Origin of the sequence: Herbidospora mongoliensis (assembly GCF_001570545.1) — a bacterium.
GTDB lineage: Bacteria > Actinomycetota > Actinomycetes > Streptosporangiales > Streptosporangiaceae > Herbidospora > Herbidospora mongoliensis.
Genome location: NZ_BBXD01000016.1, coordinates 47343 through 65535, shown reverse-complemented (window position 1 = coordinate 65535; position 18193 = coordinate 47343). Strand labels below are relative to the sequence as shown.

Genomic DNA, 18193 nt, shown 5'->3' with positions numbered 1-18193 from the left:
ACCGTCAGTGAGGTGCTTGAACCGTAAGATCGCCTTGTGACAGATGCCGGGATTCGGCTTCCCCAAGAGAACGTGAGCCCGCTACGGGCCGTTCTGCGCCGCATCTGGTATGCCTTCGCGGCCCTCGGCGCGGTGTTTCTGCTGGTCGCGTTCGACCTCGACGGCTACAAGGACAACTACGACGGCAAGATGTCCTTGCTCGACGCCCTCTACTACTCCACAGTCACCGTCTCCACCACTGGCTACGGCGACATCACCCCCGTCACCGACACGGCGCGGCTGATCAACATCGTCTTGATCACGCCGTTGCGCATCGTCTTCCTCGTCATCCTGGTCGGCACCACGCTCGAAGTGCTCACCCGGCGGACCAGGGAAGACTTCCTCACCCATCGCTGGAGATCCAAGATGAGCGGTCACACCGTGGTCGTCGGCTACGGCACCAAGGGCCGGGCCGCCATCCGCACCCTCCTCGACAACGACCGCAGCCGCGACTCCATCGTGGTGATCGACCCCAACGGCGGCGTGGTCAACGAGGCCAACGAAGACGGCTTCGTCGGCATCGTCGGCGACGGCACCCGCAGCAGCGTGCTGCGCCGGGCCAGGGTCGAGACGGCCAAGGAGATCATCATCTCCACCCAGCGCGACGACACGACCGCCCTGGTCGTGCTGACCGCGCGCAGCCTCAACCCGAAGGCCACGATCGTGGCGGCGGTCCGCGAGTCCGAGAACGACCCGCTGGTGCGCAGCAGCGGCGCCAACGTCGTGATCACCTCGTCGGAGGCCGCCGGGCGCATGCTCGGCGTGGCCACCCAGAGCCCGGCCGTCAGCACGATCATCGACGACTTCCTCATGTACGGCACCGGCCTGGACCTCTACGAACGCGCGGTCAAGCCGGCCGAGGTCGGCGGCACCTGTGAGCAGGCCGAGGGCATGGTCGTCGCGGTGGTCCGCGACGGCAAGGTCATCCCCTACGCCAAGGTGCCGAAGCTGCGGGCGACCGACCGGGTGGTCGTCATCCACGTCCCGGAGGACTAGGCACGGCGAAGCCGTAGGGCAGTTCGAGGCGGTGCTCGGCGAGCAGGTCGCCGTCGGCCAGGATCTCGCGGGTCGGCCCGTCTGCCGCGATCACCCCACCCGAGAGGATCACCGAGCGCTCGCAGAGCTCCATCGCGTACGGCAGATCGTGGGTGACCATCAGCACGGTCACATCCAGGCTCTTCAGGATCTCGGCGAGTTCGCGGCGGCTGGCCGGGTCGAGGTTGGACGAGGGTTCGTCCAGCACGAGGATCTCCGGGTCCATGGCCAGCACGGTCGCCACGGCGACCCGGCGGCGCTGGCCGAAGGACAGGTGGTGCGGCGGCCGGTCGATCGCGTCGGCCATGCCGACCTTCTCCAGGGCCGTGACGACCGCCCGGTCGAGGTCGTCGCCGCGCAGGCCCATGTTGGCCGGGCCGAAGGCGACGTCCTCGCGCACGGTCGGCATGAAGAGCTGGTCGTCGGGGTCCTGGAAGATCAGGCCGACCCTTCTGCGCACTTCTTTGAGGTTCTCTTTGGTCACCGGCAGCCCGGCCACGCGGACCTCGCCGTGGCCGGGGGTGAGGATGCCGTTCAGATGCATGACCAGCGTCGTCTTGCCGGCGCCGTTGGGCCCGAGCAGGGCCACCCGCTCGCCCCTGGCGATCGAGAGGGTGACCCCGAAGAGGGCCTGGGTGCCGTCGGGGTAGGCGTAGGCCAGGTCGCGGACGTCCAGCGTCATGAGACGAAGAGTACGGCCGAGGCCACGACGGGCAGCACGGCGGCCATGGCCCACTGGGCCTTCGGCGCCCTGTCGTCCCTCAGCGTGGGCATCGTGCCGGTGTAGCCCCTGCTCAGCATGGCCAGGTGCACCCGCTCGCCGCGTTCGTACGACCGGATGAACAGCGCCCCCGCCGACTTGGCCAGCACGGGGGCCTGCCGGAGGTCGCGCGGGGTGAAACCGCGCGACTCCCTGGCGACCTTCATGCGGCGCATCTCGTCGAGGATGACCTCCAGGTAGCGCAACATGAACGTGGCGATCTGAATGAGCAGTTGCGGGACCCTCAGCCGCTGCGCCCCCAGGAGCAGGGCGCGCGGTTCGGTGGTGGCGGCCAGCAGGATCGAGGCCGCCACGCCCAGCGTGGCCTTGGCGAGGATGTTCCAGGCCGCCCACAGCCCGGCGACGCTCAGGGACACGCCCATCACGTCGATCCGCTCCCCCACTCCGATGAACGGGATGGCCAGCGCGAAGACCACGAACGGGAGTTCCACCGCCAGGCGCTTGAGCACGTATCCCACCGGGACGCGCGCGAGCAGGGTGACGGCCGCGAGGGTCAGGGCGTACAGGAAGAAGGCCCAGAAACGCTCTCGCGGCGTCGCCACCACCACGACGGCGAACAGCACGACGGCGACCAGTTTGCACTGCGGCGCGAGCCGGTGGATCGGCGAGTCACCCGGCCGGTAGAGGCCCTTCACGCCGCCGTCTTCTGCCGCACCGACCAGAGGATGGCCCCGCCGACCAGCAGCGTGATCACCACGCCGATGACCCCGGCGATCCCGACGGGGATGCCGCCGACGTCGCCGTAGTCGGCCAGGGCGAACCCGCCGAAGGCGTGGTCGGTGGCCGCGCCGAGGAACCCTTCGTCCTCGGCGACGCGCTCGAGGCCGTCGGGCGAGGAGGAGGCGAAGAAGCTGACGATGCCCGCGAGGACCAGGGCCACGGCCACCGAGCCGACGAGGAACGGCCGCAGCGGCTTGGGAGCCTCCTGACGGGCGGGCTCGACGACCTGCTCCCCCGTGGCGGTCTTCAGGACCAGCGGCTTGGTGAGGAAGCGGGCGCCGTACACGAGGTCGGGACGGACCGCGAGCACGCTGCTGACGGTCACCGCGGTGATCAGCCCCTCACCGATGCCCACCAGCACGTGGACGCCGCCCATGGCGGCGAAGACGGCCCCCGTCTCGATCGGCGCGGTGCCGCCGAGCACGAAGAGCACCGCGAAGGTGAGCGCGGCGATCGGCACCGAGATCAGCGCCGCCACGAACGACCCGGCGATCACCGAGGCCCGGTTCCGCGCGACCCGCGTGACCAGCTGGAAGATCCCCCAGCCGATCGCCGAGGGGATGATCGCCATCAGCACGATGTTGATCCCGAGCGCGGTCAGCCCGCCGTCGGCGAAGAAGAACCCCTGCACGGCGAGCACGACGGAGACGCACAGCACCGCCGTGTAAGGACCGACGAGTATCGCCGCCAGCGCCCCGCCGAGCAGGTGCCCGGAGGTGCCCGCCGCGATGGGGAAGTTGAGCATCTGCACGGCGAAGATGAAGGCCGCGACCAGCCCCGCCATGGGCGCGGTGCGGTCGTCGAGTTCGGACTTGGCCCGCTTGAGGGAGACGGCGACAGCCGCCGCCGCGACGACGCCGGCGCCGATGGCGACCGGCGCGGTGAAGAAGCCATCCGGGACGTGCACGCCGTTCCTCCACTTTTGTACGAATTTTCCACAACAGTAGAGCAGTTGCGAGTCATTCGCATTAAGGGGAGGTGTGGATGAGACGACGTTCTTTCCGCAGGCTGAGCGTGCCCGTCCGGGTGAGGTAGGGCAGCGCCACGAGGTCGTCGGTGAACCGGACCGGCAGCGCGATGTCCCTGCCCCCTTCGAGCCGCGCCTGCCGGACGATCCCGTCGCATTCGGCGGTGACGTAGACGTCCCAGACGTCCTGCGGATCGCCGTCTCTCAGGACCAGCCCGATCTCCGCCTCGGGGAACCCTTCGAGCGCGGCGGTGAACTCGATGCGGAGCCGGTCGCCCTCCCATTCGAGATTGCGGAGAGCCCGGTGCAGCGGCGCCTCGGAGATGCGCGCCAGCCGCTCCAGCCGCCGATGGTCCTGTAGCGACGCCAGCCTGACCTGGTCGGTGGCGTCGAGTTGCGCGCGGACCCCCGGCGTCACCCAGGCGGCGCAGCGGTGGGCGACACTCCGCACGATCGCGTGCCTGGCCGTGTCGTCGGCCTCCAGGAAGGGCTCGGCGAGATCGGGCAGGACGTCGCGGGTGATGTGCCGGGCGATCAGCTGATCGCGGAGATCACCGCTGGGCAGGTGCGACTGCACCCTTCTGACCAGGCGGTCGGGGTGATGGCGCCCCATCTCCTGACGCCCCCGGACCGTGGCGATCCGCTCGGCGTGGCAGTAGGCGTGCACGACGAAGTCGGCGGCGTCGGTGAAGGCGAACCGGTCACGGAAGGCGGTCCGGAACAGCTTGCCGAGGGACAGGTCGTCGTAGATGTCGGTCAGCGACGCGTCGTCACAGGCCTGCGGCGCCGTGGCGACGAGGTCGGCCTCGGATCGGTCGGCCGTCTCGATCATGAGATCGACGGGCGAGAGATGATCGCCGGCGAAGTAGGTGTATCGGCCTCGCGTGGGAGCGTTGAGGGGATTCTTTGTGATGTGTACGTGGCGGTGGAGGCTCGCATAGAGCCTGGCCAGCCGCGAGTCGGCCACGAGGATCTCTTTGGAGGCCCGCAGAGCCAGCGCGTGCGTCAGCCACCTGTCCAGCTGAACGGAGTCGGCGGCCGCAACGACGACGCTGACGTCAAAGGGATGGTGACGTTGCGCGTTCATCGCAGGACATTATGTGAGCACGAGACAGGCTCGGGGGCCCGGACGTGGCGATATGGCCCGAGGTCTAGTCCCGGGCCACACCACGTGGGTGATCAGGCCCCTGGTTCCAGGTGGGTCGTCACCGCGATCCGGTTCCAGGCGTTGATCGTGGAGATGGCCACCACGAGCGCCGCCAGCTGGCCGTCGTCGAAGTACTTGGCCGCCTCGCCCCAGGCCTCGTCGCTCACGCCGGTCGAGTCGGCGAGCCGCGTCGCCTCCTCGGTCAGCGCCAGCGCCGCCCGCTCGGCCGGGGTGAACGAGGGCGTCTCACGCCAGGCCCCCACACCCCAGATGCGTTCGTCGGGTTCGCCGGACTTCTTCATGTCCGAGCTGTGCATGTGCACGCAGTAGGCGCACCCATTGATCTGGCTGGCCCGCAGCTTGACCAGCTCGATCACCTGCGAGGGCAACCCACTGCCGCCCAGGTAGCGCTCCAGCCCCAGCATCGCCTTGTACGCCTCCGGCGCCAGCTCCGCCACATTGATTCTCATCGCAGACTCCTCAGTTTCTCTGGATTGCGGACGATGTCGACCTCGACCACTCGTCCCTCTCTGACCACCAGCCCGTACACAGCCGGCTGATCGTCACGGACCAGCCCCGGCAGCCCGTTGACCGTGACCGACCGGAACGGACCCCCCTGAATCCCGATCAGGAACCGCCCGACCTTGTCGGCCCCAATAACCGGCCGCCGGGCCGACCTGACGAGCCCGCCCCCGTCACTGCGCAGGACCACATCGGGATCGAGCACGGCCAGCAACCCCTCCAGGTCCCTCCCCGCGCAGGCCGCCGCGAACGCGTCGACCACCCGTTTGTGATCGGCCACGTCGACGTCGAACCTCGGAGCCTTCTCCTGTACGTGTTTGCGAGCCCGATTGGCGAGCTGCCGGCAGGCGGCCGGGGTGCGCCCGACCGCTCGGGCCACCTCGTCGAAGGGGACGCCGAAGACGTCATGGAGCACGAAGGCGGTGCGTTCGGCGGGACTCAGGGTCTCCAGCACCACGAACATGGCGAGGCTGAGAGATTCGTCGAGGGTGACGCGATCGGCCGGGTCGGCGTCGACGATCGGCTCGGGCAGCCAGGGACCGACGTACTCCTCGCGCCGTTTCCTGGCCGACTTCAGCACGTCCAGGGCCAGCCGCGAGACGGTGACCACCAGCCAGCCCTCGATGTCCTCGGGCATCTCATCGGCGCGGTTCAGGCGCAGCCAGGCGTCCTGGACGACGTCCTCGGACTCGGCCAGATCACCCAGCAGGCCGTAGGCCAAGCGGACAAGTCTTGGCCTGATTGCCACATACGGTTCCACGCTTAGAAGAACGAATCAGGGCAGAAGGATGTGACATGGACTTCTTCATCGAACTCAGTGAGCGCGCCTGGAAGGCGAACCGGGACGGGGACGCCTCCTACTACGACTCCTACCTGACCGACGATCCGGTGGCGATCTCCCCGTGGGGCGTGGAGACCGACCGGGCGGCGATCCTGCGGACCTTCGCGGAGAACGAGAACCCGTACACGCGAACCGACCAGTCGGAGCACCGGGTCGTGACACTGTCCGACACCAGCGTGGTGCACACGTCCCGCGTGGAGATCGACTCCCCGCGCGGGACGATGGTCGTCTACGCGACGACGACGCTGGTCCTGGACGCCTCCGGGACGTGGCGGGCCGCCGTCTTCCAGATCACGCCCGCGTCCTAACGGACGGCCTGGCAGCTGATGCCGTCGCCGGCGATGCGGGTGGCGCCGGCGATGACGTCCGTCGTGAGGTGTTTGCAGGCCAGGTAGGGGTCGCCGGTCCCCCGGAAGATCAGGCCGGAGCCCTGGGGGGTGTAGCAGCGCAGGCCACTGGCCTCGTAGAGGCCGAGCCAGGCGGCGGGGTGGATCTTCGCGGCGCAGTATTCGCCGATGCTCAGCGGGCCGAAGTTGAGGTTGACGATGACGGCGTGGGCGGGGGTTGAGGTGGCCACGAGGGTGGTGGCGGCGAGGGCTGCGGTGGCGAGGAGGGTGAACGCGCGGCGGAGCATGGGACCTCCCGGGGGTGGTGTCGTCATCGGGAGTATTTATTAGGAAACTTTCTTGTGCAAGATGGCCCTGTAGTGCGATGACACACGCAGCATCAGGCAGCCCATAATGTGGGCATCACTCCGCCGCCTTCCGCGCACAAACCGTGACCAGACCCGTTCAATAGCCGGGAATACCTCGAAGCCATTCCAATAGTTTCGGATTATCCATGGAATCCGCTTGCGAGACAGACGGGTCCCACTAACGCTTCCACTGTGCGCGACAGAGGCCGCACCCCCGCAATTCTCCTTGACTCCAGCTCTCAATTCAGGCCTGATAGGAGGTGCATCGCACGACATATCACGATCGTGATTGGGTGGGCGCACGTGTCAGAAGATCGCGCGCTGAACGGACCTGCCGAAGCGAAGCGAGGTGATGCGCCACAGCCCACACCCTTCCAGCAATTCATCCTCAAGATCCACAGCAGATGCCAGCTCAGCTGCAGATATTGCTACATGTACGAGATGGCCGACCAGTCCTGGCGGTCCCAGCCGAGGTCGATGTCGCCTCGGGTCATCGACGACATCGCACGCCGCATCGGCGAGCACATCCGTACACATGATCTCGGCGAGATCGAAGTCATCCTCCACGGAGGAGAACCTCTCCTGGCCGGCGCGGAGATCATCTCTTATGCCGTCACAAGCATCAGACGCGCGGTCGACGTGGGCACCCAGGTGCATGTGGTGGTGCAGACCAACGCCGTCATGCTCGATGAGGCGTTTCTCCACCTCTTCGACAGCCTGGGCGTGCGGATCGGTGTGAGCCTCGACGGATACGAGGCGGCGAACGACCGGCACCGCCTGTTCGCCAACGGGAAGGGCAGCTATGCCCAGGTGAGCGAAGCGCTCCACCGGCTGACAACGGGTCGATACCACCATTTGTTCAACGGCATATTGTGTACGGTCGACATCCGGAACGACCCGATCGGCGTTTACCAGGCCCTGAGCGAATTCGACCCGCCCGTCATCGACTTCTTGCTGCCGCATGGCAACTGGACGGCTCCGCCGCCATTTCGGGACCCACAATCGGCGGAAACCCCCTATGCCGAATGGCTCATCCGCATATTCGACCACTGGTACGACTCGCCCCGGGCGGAAACCGACGTCCGGTTCTTCGTCGAGATCATCCGCCTGCTGATGGGCAGCGCCTCCCGCGTCGAAGCGATCGGTCTGTCTCCCACCCGAATGGTCGTCGTCGAAACCAATGGTGTCATCGAGCATTCGGACATCCTGAAATCCGCGTACGAGGGGGCAGGAGCGACCGGAATGCATGTCATGCGGGACTCCTTCGACGCCGTGATGACCCACCCGGCGGTCCTTGCCCGGCAGCGCACCCTTTTCGGTCTCCCCGACGTGTGCAAGAGCTGTGACATCCACCGGATCTGCGGCGGTGGGCTCCACGCGCACCGCTTCCGGGAGGAGACGGGGTTCGGCAACCCCTCCGTCTACTGTCCCGACCTCTACCGCCTGATCTCGCATATCCACGGGCGGCTCGCCAAGGACGTCGCGAAGATCAGGAGTTCCCGGTGAACCTCGCCCTCCACCACATTCCCGACACCGCGATCACCGCCCTGGCGCGTGGTGAGGCGGGCGCCGCCGTCGTCGGCTCGTTACGGGCGGCCGAACTCAGCAAGCACCATCTGCTCCTGCTCGCGGTCGTACGAGAATCCGAGGACTCCGGTCACCCGAACGCCGGGCTGGCGGCCGCCGCGTACGCCCGGCTCGCCTCCCTGGACAGGTCGGCCCCCGCGAGTGTCGAACGCGTCATCGGTCATCCCGCCACAGGTCACCGGCTGATGCGCACGTACGAGACACTGCGTCGCGGCGGAAAGCGGGCCGATCTCGATCCTGGGCTGCTTGCGGCGCTGGCCCTGGCCGCGGCCGTCGATGCCGGTCTGCCCTGCCAGGCAGAGCTCCACCTGCCGCCTGACTTGCTGATGCTGCCTTCCGTCGGCTGCGTGCTGCTCGACGGCCTGCCCGAAGGAAACACGACGATCAGAGTGGAGCCCACCGCGGAGGGCTGCCTGCTCTGGCTTCCTCCAGAAGAGCGGCCGGTCCAGGTCTCGGCAATCGATTCCGGCCGGTGGCGCGCGCTGTCCCGGCTCTCGCTTCCGGGCGGCCCCGACCTGATCCTCGACGATCTCGACCCCTGTCGCTGGCCCTCCGGACGGCCAGTCCTCGACCGGCTCACCGATGCGCAACGACGCCGGTGGAAGGCCGAACTGACCGAAGGCTGGCGAATCCTGCGGACGACCCATCCGACCGTCGCGGCGGAGTTCGGTGAGGCGATCTCGGCGATCGTGCCGATTCCGCCCGGTAGCGGAGGGCTTGCCAGCGCCACCAACGTCCAGTTGTTCGGCGCCATCGCGATGTCCAGTCACGCTGACCCCCTCGACGCGGCGTGCAGTCTTACCCATGAACTTCAGCACGCCAAACTGAACGCTCTGCAGGAGGTCGTCGACCTGGCCCGGCCGGAGCCAGGCGTGTTCTATCGCGCTCCCTGGCGAACGGACGAACGGCCGGCCCACGCCCTTCTCCAGGGGGTGTACGCGTTCTTCGGCGTCAGCGCCTTCTGGCGCGAGCAGTCGCAGCATGGGCCTGCCGACGGCCGGGCCCGTGCTCGGACCGAATACGAACGGCACTCCCATGACGTGGACCGGGCGGCCGCCGATCTGCTCGCCGGTGAGGGCTTGACGGATCAGGGCCGCCGGTTCGTGGAGACGATCCGGGCGACCCTGGCCGACTGGAGGAATCAGATCTGAGGCGGGTCGAAGTCGAAGTCGATGCGTCTCCCCGCGGCTGCGGCCGCGGCGTCCGGATGTCCCAGGCCTGCCGCATCGCCGTACAGACTCAGCACCTGCTCGGAGAGCCGGCTGGCCTCCTTTTCCTGACCCGCCGCCCTGAGGTCGAGAGCCAGATTGGCGCCGCAGCAGAGCGTCATGTAGTGACGTTCACCGAAAAGCCGCTTGAGGCGCTCGTAGGACTCCTGACCCAGCGCGACGGCCTGATCCGCGTCTCCGAGCGCGGCGTAGTCGCCGGCCAGGTTGTGCGCGCAGGTGAGCGTGTAGTCGTGGTCGGTGCCGAGTTTGCGGGTGAGGGCGGCCAGCAGGTTCTTGTTGTAGTCGCGCGCCGTGGAAGGCTCACCACGTAGTCGCTGCACGATCGACAGGTTGATCCCACAGGCCAGTGTGAACGGATGATCTGCTCCGTAGGCGAGCGGGTATCGGGCCAGGACGTCGGAGATCATCTCGAACGCGCCGTCGAGATCTCCGACCGTGCGGAGGGTGTTGGCCACGTTGATCCTCGCGGCGAGGGTCTCGGGGTGGTTGTCGCCCAGGAGTTGCTGGAACTGCTGGAGATTGGCCTGGGCGAGTTCCATCGCCTCCGGGAGCAGGCCCAGGCGTCGCCGTGCGACGGAGAGATCCCGGGCTGCCGCCAGCGTCAGGGGGTGATCGGTCGTGAACTCCCTCATCCCGTAGGCGAGCGCCTCCTCACCGAGATCACAGGCTTCCGCGTAGTCTCCGTGGAGGCGGACCACTCTGGCCAGGTTGTTCCACGTGATCAGGAGGAACGCCCGGTGCACCGGAGTCATGCTCTCCAGTCGCACGTGCGTGTCCAAATGCATCGCACGAGCCTTGTCATAGTCACTCGTGAGGGCGTGGTCCAAGGCCGTGCTGTTGGCCAGGCGCAGGGTGTGGATGTGCCCTTCCCCGAATGTCCGGGTGAATGCCTCCTCCAAACCCAGGTCGAGGGAGAGCGCGCCTTGAAAATCGCCAAGTGATCGAAGGTCTGCGCCGCGGAGAAGACTGGTCAGAAGCAGTTCGGGGTCGTCTTCGGGCAGATTCGCCCGCATGAGTTCGATCGCCCGCTCGTTGCTCGTGAAGGCATCCTGGTAGCGCCCGAGAGCCCGCAGGATGTTGCCGCGGTGCCGGTGAGCGGCGAGCACGTCCGGGTGGTCTTCTCCCAGGCCGTTCGTCCACTCGGCGATCAGTTCCTCCAGCAGAACCCGCGCGTCGTCGTAGTTACCGGAGCGATGCAGGTAGCGAACCATGAGGATCGCGAACTCCCGCACGCGTGGATGCAGGGACTTCTCGAGACCCGAAGGGTGCACGTGCGCGAACAAGGCCGCGTAGTCATCCCATTTCGTTGCGTCGTCCGGATCGGGCGGTGCCGCTCCGGCCAGCAGAAGGTGCACTTCCGAGCGATAACGTTCCCTGTCCTGCTCCGACAATTCGTCCTTGAGCAGGGCTTGGACGAGCCGGTGCACCTGCAGGGTTCCCGCTGTGGTGTCGAGACGGGTCAGCGCGAACCGGCCCAGTTCGCGGAAGATCTTGTCGCGGATGATCGGGTTCGAGAGGATGGCGCGCAATTTGGGGGCGTACTCGCCGGCCCCACGCCGGAACACCGATCGAGGGATCGGCTCCGGGCCGAAGAAGGCGCAACAGTGCAGCACCTCCATCGCCTCGGGCAGTTTGGCCCTGAGACCGCGCACCGAGAGCTTCCACACCGCCGTCATCGACTGCGGATAACCAGGTGCCCTGTTTGCACTGAGCAGGCTCGTCGTCTGCTCGTCGAAAAGCTCTATGTACTCTTCGACCGTCGTCCCGGTCTGTGCCTGGTAGGCACCTGCCTGCTCAAGGGCGAGCGGAAGGTCGCCAAGCTTGGTGGCCAACTGATCCGCCACCTCCTTCTTCGCGGGCCGCACGAGCCTTCGCTCCAGGAACCGCACGCTCTCGGAGCGCTGGAACACGTCCACTCGAATCGTCTTCTCGAAATCGCCCCATTGAGGATTCCTGGATGTGATCAGCACGTGGCCAGGCCCCCGGGGGAGGTGGTTCCGGACCTCTTCCGGCTCCTCGGCGTTGTCATAGATGATCAACCAGCGCTTGTAGGGCTCCCCGCTCTCCAGCGCCTCCTTGACCGCGCGGGCGGTCGCGGGGATGCCAGTCGCCACCGACGGCAGCAACCCGAGATCCTTGGCGAGCCCGGCCATGGCCGCCGGGACCAACCGTCCCTGGTCAGCCGATATCCAGGCCACCAGGTCGTAATGGGAGGCGAAGCGCCAGGCGTACTCGATCGCCAAATGGGTCTTGCCGACACCGCCATATCCGTGGACGGTCTGCGCCTGTGGCAGGACGGCGGTGACCGCGTTCATGCTCTTCCGTAATTCCTGCAGCAAATCGTCGCGACCGGTGAAATTAGGATTGCGCTGAGGAACATTGAACCAGACATCCGGCTTACGCCTGGACATCGCATGCGCCGCATCGGACTGCTCCGGCATTCGCGGCCTCCCATTTTCGGTCGGTCAGGTTTTTGCTCCAGTAGTCATCTTAAGAGCGGGCCGGTTGATTGAAAGAGCCCTTCACCGGAGAATTCTAGAGAGGAACTGAAGGGCGGTTAAGAGCCTCTCTAATTCGGTTTTGAAGTAAATCTGGTTAAGGACCGCCACCAATCCGGGCACCAGGCGAAACACAGGGCCAGAGATCGGGAGCCAAGATGATCAATCAGACAGATGATCGCCAGGTCGGCCTCATCGACACGACAGGCCTTCGAATGGACGAGATCGGCGCCATCGGCAAGCCGCAGCTGCAGAGGGCCATGGAGGCGATCCTCAGCCGGAATCCCACGGAAGCCACCTCGGCTTTCGACGCCTCCATCTGACCGAAACCCAATAGACCGCACAGCCGGAAACGGGCGACTTGTCACACTGGTGACGCCGTGCCATGGTGCACAGACGCCAGACACCCGGGCTTCGCAAAGTTGTCATAGAAGGACGTCGACGATGACGTCACGGGGCAACGCCCCTGAACCTTGGGCGGTGTTGCCATTGAACGGTATGGACGAAACGGCCTGGGGCAGGCTGATCACTCAATTGAAGAATGGCGACTGCACACCATTCATCGGCGCCGGCGCCAACGGGTCGAGCCTGCCCAACGGTGGAGAGTTGAGCAATGAGATGGCTGGCAAGTGGGGATATCCGTTCGAAGACCGGAAGAACCTGACCAGAGTGGCGCAGTACGGCGCCATAAAGCTCAGCGACCCGGTCTTCATCAAACAGGAGATATGCGAGCACCTCAACAAGGGGCCATCGGCGACCTCCAGTCCGGAACCTCACGCCTTTCTCGCGAAACTCCCCATCTCTGTCTACCTGACCACCAACTATGACGACCTCATTTGCCGATCGTTACGTGAGAACAAGAAGGAACCCAATCAGATAACCTGCCCGTGGAACCCTGACATCACCTACGAGAGCCGCCTCTTCGAGCGGCGAGGCGGGTTCAACCCAGGGCCGGACAAACCACTGGTCTATCACCTGCACGGCACCCTCAGAGAACCTTCATCCATTCTCGTGACCGAAGACGACTATGTCGACTTCATGGTCAACCTGATGGAGGAACGGATCAATTCGATCACCCGTATGCTGCCCCCGGTGGTGCAGTTCGCGCTGACCAGAAGGTCACTTCTGTTCATCGGCTATAGCATGCAGGACTGGAATTTCCGGTTCTTCTACAGCGCGCTTTCCAGAGCCATTCCGATGATCAACCGCAGGCGTCACATCAGCGTCCAACTGGCTCCCAAGGTCGCCGACACCGACACCGATGTCAACGAGGTTAAGAATGGTCTGAAAATGTACTACGAGCGGCAGAACATCACGATTTTCTGGGGCACCGCCGAAGAATTCTTCACCGAGCTCGGCGTCCGCATGGGGGTGGCCTCATGAGCGTCGGCGCCGTGGTGTCCGCCTCGGCCAAGGAACCCTATGTGGGACTCCGCGCATTTCGCCGCGACGAGAGCGACAAGTTCTTCGGACGTGAGCGGGAGGCACATGATCTGGGTAACCTGTGGCAGGCCAATCGACTGACGATTCTCTATTCCGCCTCGGGCCTCGGGAAGACATCCCTCATCCAGGCGGGGGTGCTCCCCCTCATTCGGACGTACAACACCGACGTACTGCCCATCGGACGGGTCTCCTTCAGCTCCACCTTTCCGACTCCCGCGCTGCCGGAGCACAATCCCCACGTCTTCGCGCTTTTGTCGTCGTGGGCACCGCAGGAATCACCGATCCGGCTGGCCGGGCTGACCTTACGAAGTTTCTTCGAACGAAGACAACCCCGGTTCGATCCCTACGGTGACCCGGTGTCCGTGCTGGTGGCCATCGACCAGATGGAAGAGTTGTTCATCGAGTCAGGGCATCGCCGCCCCTACCGGGAGTGGTTCATCTCCCAACTTGTCGACGCCCTCAAGGTCGACCCCAATCTCCACCTGCTGATGTCGATTCGAGAAGACCGGCTGAACGACCTGCTGTTCCACGAGTTCAAGCTGGCCGGAATCGACAAGGTGCACTTCGACCTGACCCCGCTCTACCGCCCCGAAGCCATTCAGGCCGTCGAAGGGCCGCTCGTCCTGTCGACCCGGTCCTTCGTCGCGGGGGTCTCCGACGCGCTGGTGGACGACCTGTGCCGAGCCGAGGTCGACGGCAGAACCATCGACCGTGATTTCGTCGAACCATTCCGGCTCCAGGTGGCCTGCGAAACCCTCTGGCGTTCTCTGCCGAAAGACAGCGTGGCGATCACCTCCGACCACGTACGCCGGTTCGCGCACATCGACGGCTCCCTTACCGACTTTGGGGACAGCGCGATCGCCCAGGTCGCCGTCGATCACTCCTACGCGGGTGGCGCGTCCGCACTGAAACGTTGGCTGGCGGCCAATTTCATCGACGGCTCCGGAAATCGGCGTCACGTATACCAGGGCCAGACGCAAACCGCCGGGGTGCCGAACACGCTGGTGCGCAGCCTGATCAACCACAACATCCTGCGCACGGAATGGGCCATGGGTGAGCATTGGTGCGTGCTCTCGCACGATCGGCTCGTCGACTGGCTGGTCACTGAGGACACGGCGCCAACCGAGTCGACGGAGGAGTCACCTGAGACTCACCTGTTGCGGGCACACCGCGCGCTGATCGAGGGAAATTTCACCATGGCCCACGAGGAGGCTCGAAGGGCTGCCGGATTCACCAGCGATCTTCAACTCCTCGGCGAGATCGAGTCGTTCCTTGGGAACGTGGCCTATACGGAGAACGACTTCGGAGACGCCTACGCTCACTACGAGCGGGCCGCCGAACTGTTCACCCAGACCGGCGAGACGAACGAGGCGGTCGGGCGACTGCTGGCCGCGCTGGGCAAGATGCGCCTCTACGAGGGAAGACCCGATCTCGCGATATCAGAGCTCACCTCAGCGCTCACGCGGGTGGGTGGCGACGACCCGAGCGTCATGACGCAACTCTGCTGGGCGTTCTGGTACGCAGGCGACCCCGCCGCCGCCAAGGATCTCCTCGACGGCCTCCTGCTCCGGCAGGGCAACCTCCCCGAGGCGCTGCGGGCCCGTGGTCAGGTATTCGTCGATCTGAACCGGCCCGAGGATGGTCTCCGGGATCTCGACATGCTGGGAGTGTCGCAGCACCCCAGCGCCTATGCCGCCCGCGCGCTCGCTCTGGAGCGCCTTGGCCGTTCCGAAGAAGCGGACCTCGCGATCGCGGAAGCGGTCACCGCCGGACCCGATGAGGCAACGGTCCTTATGTACAAGGCTCTCATCCTCTGGGGGCGCGGAAGGCGGGCACCCGCGGCCGACCTGGTCCGTCAGGCCATGGCGGCGCCACCACCCCCGCTGCCGGCCCATCTGCTGCGCCTGGCGTGGGAGATCCTCGGCCCAGATCGGTAGGCGGATGTCCCGCCGCTTCCGTTTCCGCAGCTTGAAGGCCACCATGAGAATGGTCATCGCCCCGGTCAGCACGAGCATGCCGACGGCCAACGTCCACACCGCGACCGAACGGCTGAACCCGGCCACCAAACCTGTGCCGAGCACAGCGGCCAGACATGCGGTGACTCGACCGGCCAGCCGCGACGCGCTGGCCGCGCGGCCGCGGGCATCGTCGGGGACGAAGGTGCCCTCGAAGGTCTTCAACGCGACATTGCTGAGGCTGCCAGACAAGCCGCTGATGAACAGGGCGAACCACAGAGTCGCCAGACTGTCGAACCAAGCCGCCAAAAGGACCGCCAGCGACCACATCCACAGCTGTATCAGCCAACTGTGGCGGTGTGGCGAGATCCAGGTGGCGACCATCGCACCGGCAACGCCACCGATACCGCTCCCCGCCAGGATCAATCCCACGATCGATCCCGACAGACCGGCCGAACTCACCACGATGATCATGATCATCGCCTGCACGCTCAGGTTGACGAAGGCGTTCGAGACCGTGATGGCCGAATAGAGCGGCGAGCTCCGCACGACGGCGAACCCGCTGATCGCCTCCCGAAACAGCTGGCGATTGGAGACCGCGACCGGCCGGTCGGCCTTCAGCGACCGAATCATCATCAGCGACAGGAGAAAGAGCCCCGCGTTGAGCAGAAACGGCAGGAAGGCGGCGCATGTCAGCAAGGAACTGCCGACAGGACGACCGACCAGCGAGGCTCCGTGAACACTCAACTCGCTGATGGCGTAAGGAGTCTCCGACCTGCCGTCAGCCTTTCCTTTGCCCCTCGCCAGAAGTGCAAGGAGAGCCGTCTCTGACAACGAATAGGCGGCCCACATCAGACCCTCGACACAGGCGGCGATCAGCAGATGAGGCAAAGTCAACTGGCCGAGCAGACAGGCGAAGAACACGCCGAGGACAGTGATCAGCCGGATCAACTCGGTCCGAATCATCACCTCCTTCGGCCCGAAGCGATCGATCACGGCGCCGGCGAGGAGATAGAAGACGACGCCAGGCGCCGTCCACGCGAGGCCGACCCAGAAGGCCGTGGCTGCGGAACCATCAAGAGAGTGAACCGCCAGAAGCGGATAAACCACACCAAGAGTACGAAACGCAATATTCGACGACACCGATGACACCCAGAACCGCCAAAGGCTCTTTGCCTGGACGTCGGTGGCGATGGTCGCCGTTGCGTTCATCCCGCGAACCACCTCTAGGGTCGCCGGGTCGGCGCCACCAGTAGGCTCACCCGGAACTGTGAGCATAGAAACCCGCCCACCAGGTGGCCCGGCAATAGGGAGGTTCATTGGCGTGTCTTTCAATGGGCCGGGAGGAGTGTTGAAGTTCCCGATCAGCCCTGGTCTCCGGGTGGCACAGATGAGACCCTGTTACGAACGACATCACCACAATGATGACCTTAGTCATGGGGCCTGCGCGCCACCCGCAGCACACGGCTAACCCGAATAGAGGCCGACAAGCGGGAGAGTACAAACCTTAGCGAGTGATCCGCTTATTGAACACGGTTTCATCAAACAATCCGGGTTCGAATGGCCATGCCTCGCCACGATAAATCAGCCGCTTCATTAGGCTGACCGCATACTGCAGGACCGAATATGCCCGCAAAATCGTGATGCCCGGCTCTCAGCCGGGCATCACGATTACTCGAGAGCCGCCTTGGGGAATCGAACCCCAAACCTTCTGTTTACAAGACAGATGCTCTGCCAATTGAGCTAAGGCGGCCTAGGCGGTGCCTAGTCTAGTACACACCTACCCCCGCCGCAGGCGACTCACCTCGTACAGAGCGATCCCAGCCGCCACCCCAGCGTTGAGCGACTCCGCCGCAGCCCCCATAGGAATCCGAACCACCTGGTCACAGGCCTCCCGAACCAGCCGAGAAAGCCCCTTCCCCTCAGACCCCACGACAACGACGATCGGCTCGGTAGCCAATGTCATATCCCCGATGTCCACCTGAGACTCCCCATCGAGCCCCACGATGAAGATCCCCTCGTCCCGATAGAGCTGCAGAGCCTGCGTGAGGTTCGTCCCGCGAGCAACCGGAAGCGTAGCGAGCGCCCCAGCGGACGTCTTCCAGGCCCCGGCGGTCACCCCCGCGGACCGTCGCCCAGGCAGCAGCAGCCCATGAGCCCCGAAGGCAGCCGCCGACCGCGCGATGGCACCCAGGTTCCGAGGGTCGGTCACGCTGTCGAGCGCCACGATCAGCGGCACCTCAGCGGCATCCCGAGCGTCATGCACAAGATCGAGCGGATGCGCATACTCGTAAGCCGGGATCTGCAGCGCCACACCCTGGTGCACGCCGCCGTCCGTCAGCCGGTCGAGCTTCCCCCGGTCGACCTCCAGCAGCGCGATCCCCTTGCCCGCGGCGATCTTGATCGACTCCCGGACCCGGTCGTCGTTCTCGATCCGCGAGGCCACGTAAAGCGCCGAAGCCGGCACTCCGGCGCGCAGCGCCTCCACGACGGGGTTGCGCCCGCCGATGTACTCGGGAGCGTCCTCGCTCTTGCGACCCCCCCGCGCCGGAGCACGCCGAGGGCCGGAGGAAGAACCGCCGCGCTCCTCGCGGGAGATCCGCTCGGCTCGGGCCTTGTCCTTGTACCAGTGTCGGTCCTCGGCCTTGGGCGTCGGCCCCCTGCCCTGGAGAGAACTCCGAACCTTGCCACCGGTTCCCCGAGTAGCGCCTTGCCTTTTACGTCCCTCTGCCATA

Annotated in this window: 17 protein-coding genes, 1 tRNA gene and 1 pseudogene; 8 read left to right on the top strand and 11 right to left on the bottom strand. The window is 65.7% G+C overall.

What is annotated here, in order from left to right:
* Positions 1-72: 72 nt before the first annotated feature.
* Positions 73-1035, top strand: a complete 963-nt coding sequence (locus AW272_RS23050; protein ID WP_066368835.1) for a potassium channel family protein — start codon at positions 73-75, stop codon at positions 1033-1035.
* On the opposite strand, the gene AW272_RS23045 is transcribed toward AW272_RS23050, so the two are convergent.
* From AW272_RS23045 to sigJ, 6 genes are all read right to left on the bottom strand, one after another.
* Positions 1013-1756 carry an energy-coupling factor ABC transporter ATP-binding protein gene (locus tag AW272_RS23045; RefSeq protein ID WP_066368833.1) on the bottom strand — a complete coding sequence of 248 codons (744 nt, stop codon included), beginning with the start codon at positions 1754-1756 and terminating at the stop codon, positions 1013-1015. The two genes, AW272_RS23050 and AW272_RS23045, sit on opposite strands and share 23 nt — an antisense overlap.
* Positions 1753-2490, bottom strand: coding sequence for a cobalt ECF transporter T component CbiQ (cbiQ, locus tag AW272_RS23040; RefSeq protein WP_066368832.1), 738 nt, complete (start codon positions 2488-2490; stop codon positions 1753-1755). Before cbiQ ends, AW272_RS23045 begins: the two co-directional genes overlap by 4 nt.
* On the bottom strand, positions 2487-3482 hold the full coding sequence (locus tag AW272_RS23035; RefSeq protein ID WP_066368831.1) for an energy-coupling factor ABC transporter permease: 996 nt from the start codon (positions 3480-3482) through the stop codon (positions 2487-2489). Before AW272_RS23035 ends, cbiQ begins: the two co-directional genes overlap by 4 nt.
* 61 nt (positions 3483-3543) lie before the next feature.
* Positions 3544-4629 carry a hypothetical protein gene (locus AW272_RS23030; protein WP_066368829.1) on the bottom strand — a complete coding sequence of 362 codons (1086 nt, stop codon included), beginning with the start codon at positions 4627-4629 and terminating at the stop codon, positions 3544-3546.
* Between the two features lie 92 nt (positions 4630-4721).
* The gene (locus AW272_RS23025) at positions 4722-5159 is read right to left on the bottom strand and encodes a carboxymuconolactone decarboxylase family protein (RefSeq protein ID WP_066368827.1); all 438 of its coding nucleotides are present in this window, start codon (positions 5157-5159) and stop codon (positions 4722-4724) included.
* Positions 5156-5932, bottom strand: coding sequence for an RNA polymerase sigma factor SigJ (gene sigJ / locus AW272_RS23020; protein ID WP_245657686.1), 777 nt, complete (start codon positions 5930-5932; stop codon positions 5156-5158). The genes AW272_RS23025 and sigJ overlap by 4 nt, the downstream gene beginning before the upstream one ends.
* Before the next feature lie 74 nt (positions 5933-6006).
* On the opposite strand from sigJ, the gene AW272_RS23015 reads away from it, so the two are divergent.
* Positions 6007-6360, top strand: a complete 354-nt coding sequence (locus tag AW272_RS23015) for a nuclear transport factor 2 family protein (RefSeq protein ID WP_066368818.1) — start codon at positions 6007-6009, stop codon at positions 6358-6360.
* Here AW272_RS23015 and AW272_RS23010 read toward each other — a convergent pair.
* Entirely contained in the window at positions 6357-6686 is a 330-nt protein-coding gene (locus tag AW272_RS23010; RefSeq protein ID WP_066368816.1) for a hypothetical protein, read from the bottom strand. The genes AW272_RS23015 and AW272_RS23010 overlap by 4 nt on opposite strands.
* Before the next feature lie 363 nt (positions 6687-7049).
* Here AW272_RS23010 and AW272_RS23005 point away from each other — a divergent pair, with 363 nt between their 5' ends.
* A complete protein-coding gene (locus tag AW272_RS23005; protein WP_245657685.1) occupies positions 7050-8252 on the top strand; it encodes an FxsB family cyclophane-forming radical SAM/SPASM peptide maturase in 1203 nt (400 codons plus the stop codon).
* Positions 8249-9484 carry an HEXXH motif domain-containing protein gene (locus AW272_RS23000; RefSeq protein ID WP_066368814.1) on the top strand — a complete coding sequence of 412 codons (1236 nt, stop codon included), beginning with the start codon at positions 8249-8251 and terminating at the stop codon, positions 9482-9484. Before AW272_RS23005 ends, AW272_RS23000 begins: the two co-directional genes overlap by 4 nt.
* On the opposite strand, the gene fxsT is transcribed toward AW272_RS23000, so the two are convergent.
* Positions 9475-12003 carry an FxSxx-COOH system tetratricopeptide repeat protein gene (fxsT, locus tag AW272_RS22995; protein WP_066368812.1) on the bottom strand — a complete coding sequence of 843 codons (2529 nt, stop codon included), beginning with the start codon at positions 12001-12003 and terminating at the stop codon, positions 9475-9477. The genes AW272_RS23000 and fxsT overlap by 10 nt on opposite strands.
* Positions 12004-12218: 215 nt before the next feature.
* On the opposite strand from fxsT, the gene AW272_RS43470 reads away from it, so the two are divergent.
* The 4 genes from AW272_RS43470 (at position 12219) to AW272_RS43465 (ending at position 15990) form a co-directional block, all read left to right on the top strand.
* Positions 12219-12383, top strand: a complete 165-nt coding sequence (locus AW272_RS43470) for an FxSxx-COOH-like cyclophane-containing RiPP peptide (RefSeq protein ID WP_169807605.1) — start codon at positions 12219-12221, stop codon at positions 12381-12383.
* Positions 12384-12504: 121 nt separating this feature from the next.
* Positions 12505-13443 (top strand): SIR2 family NAD-dependent protein deacylase, encoded by a 939-nt coding sequence (locus AW272_RS40925; RefSeq protein WP_169807604.1) that lies wholly within the window; start codon positions 12505-12507, stop codon positions 13441-13443.
* A complete protein-coding gene (locus tag AW272_RS22985; protein ID WP_066368807.1) occupies positions 13440-15440 on the top strand; it encodes a tetratricopeptide repeat protein in 2001 nt (666 codons plus the stop codon). Before AW272_RS40925 ends, AW272_RS22985 begins: the two co-directional genes overlap by 4 nt.
* A gap of 4 nt (positions 15441-15444) precedes the next feature.
* Complete coding sequence (locus AW272_RS43465; protein ID WP_066368806.1) at positions 15445-15990, top strand: hypothetical protein; 546 nt, start codon at positions 15445-15447, stop codon at positions 15988-15990.
* Here AW272_RS43465 and AW272_RS46070 read toward each other — a convergent pair.
* The 3 genes and pseudogenes from AW272_RS46070 to rlmB form a co-directional block, all read right to left on the bottom strand.
* Positions 15876-16670 (bottom strand): annotated as a pseudogene (locus tag AW272_RS46070) (MFS transporter); the annotation flags it as partial. The gene AW272_RS43465 and the pseudogene AW272_RS46070 sit on opposite strands and share 115 nt — an antisense overlap.
* A gap of 468 nt (positions 16671-17138) precedes the next feature.
* Positions 17139-17211, bottom strand: a tRNA-Thr gene (locus AW272_RS22975).
* A gap of 27 nt (positions 17212-17238) precedes the next feature.
* Entirely contained in the window at positions 17239-18192 is a 954-nt protein-coding gene (gene rlmB / locus AW272_RS22970) for a 23S rRNA (guanosine(2251)-2'-O)-methyltransferase RlmB (RefSeq protein WP_066368805.1), read from the bottom strand.
* Position 18193: the final 1 nt, after the last annotated feature.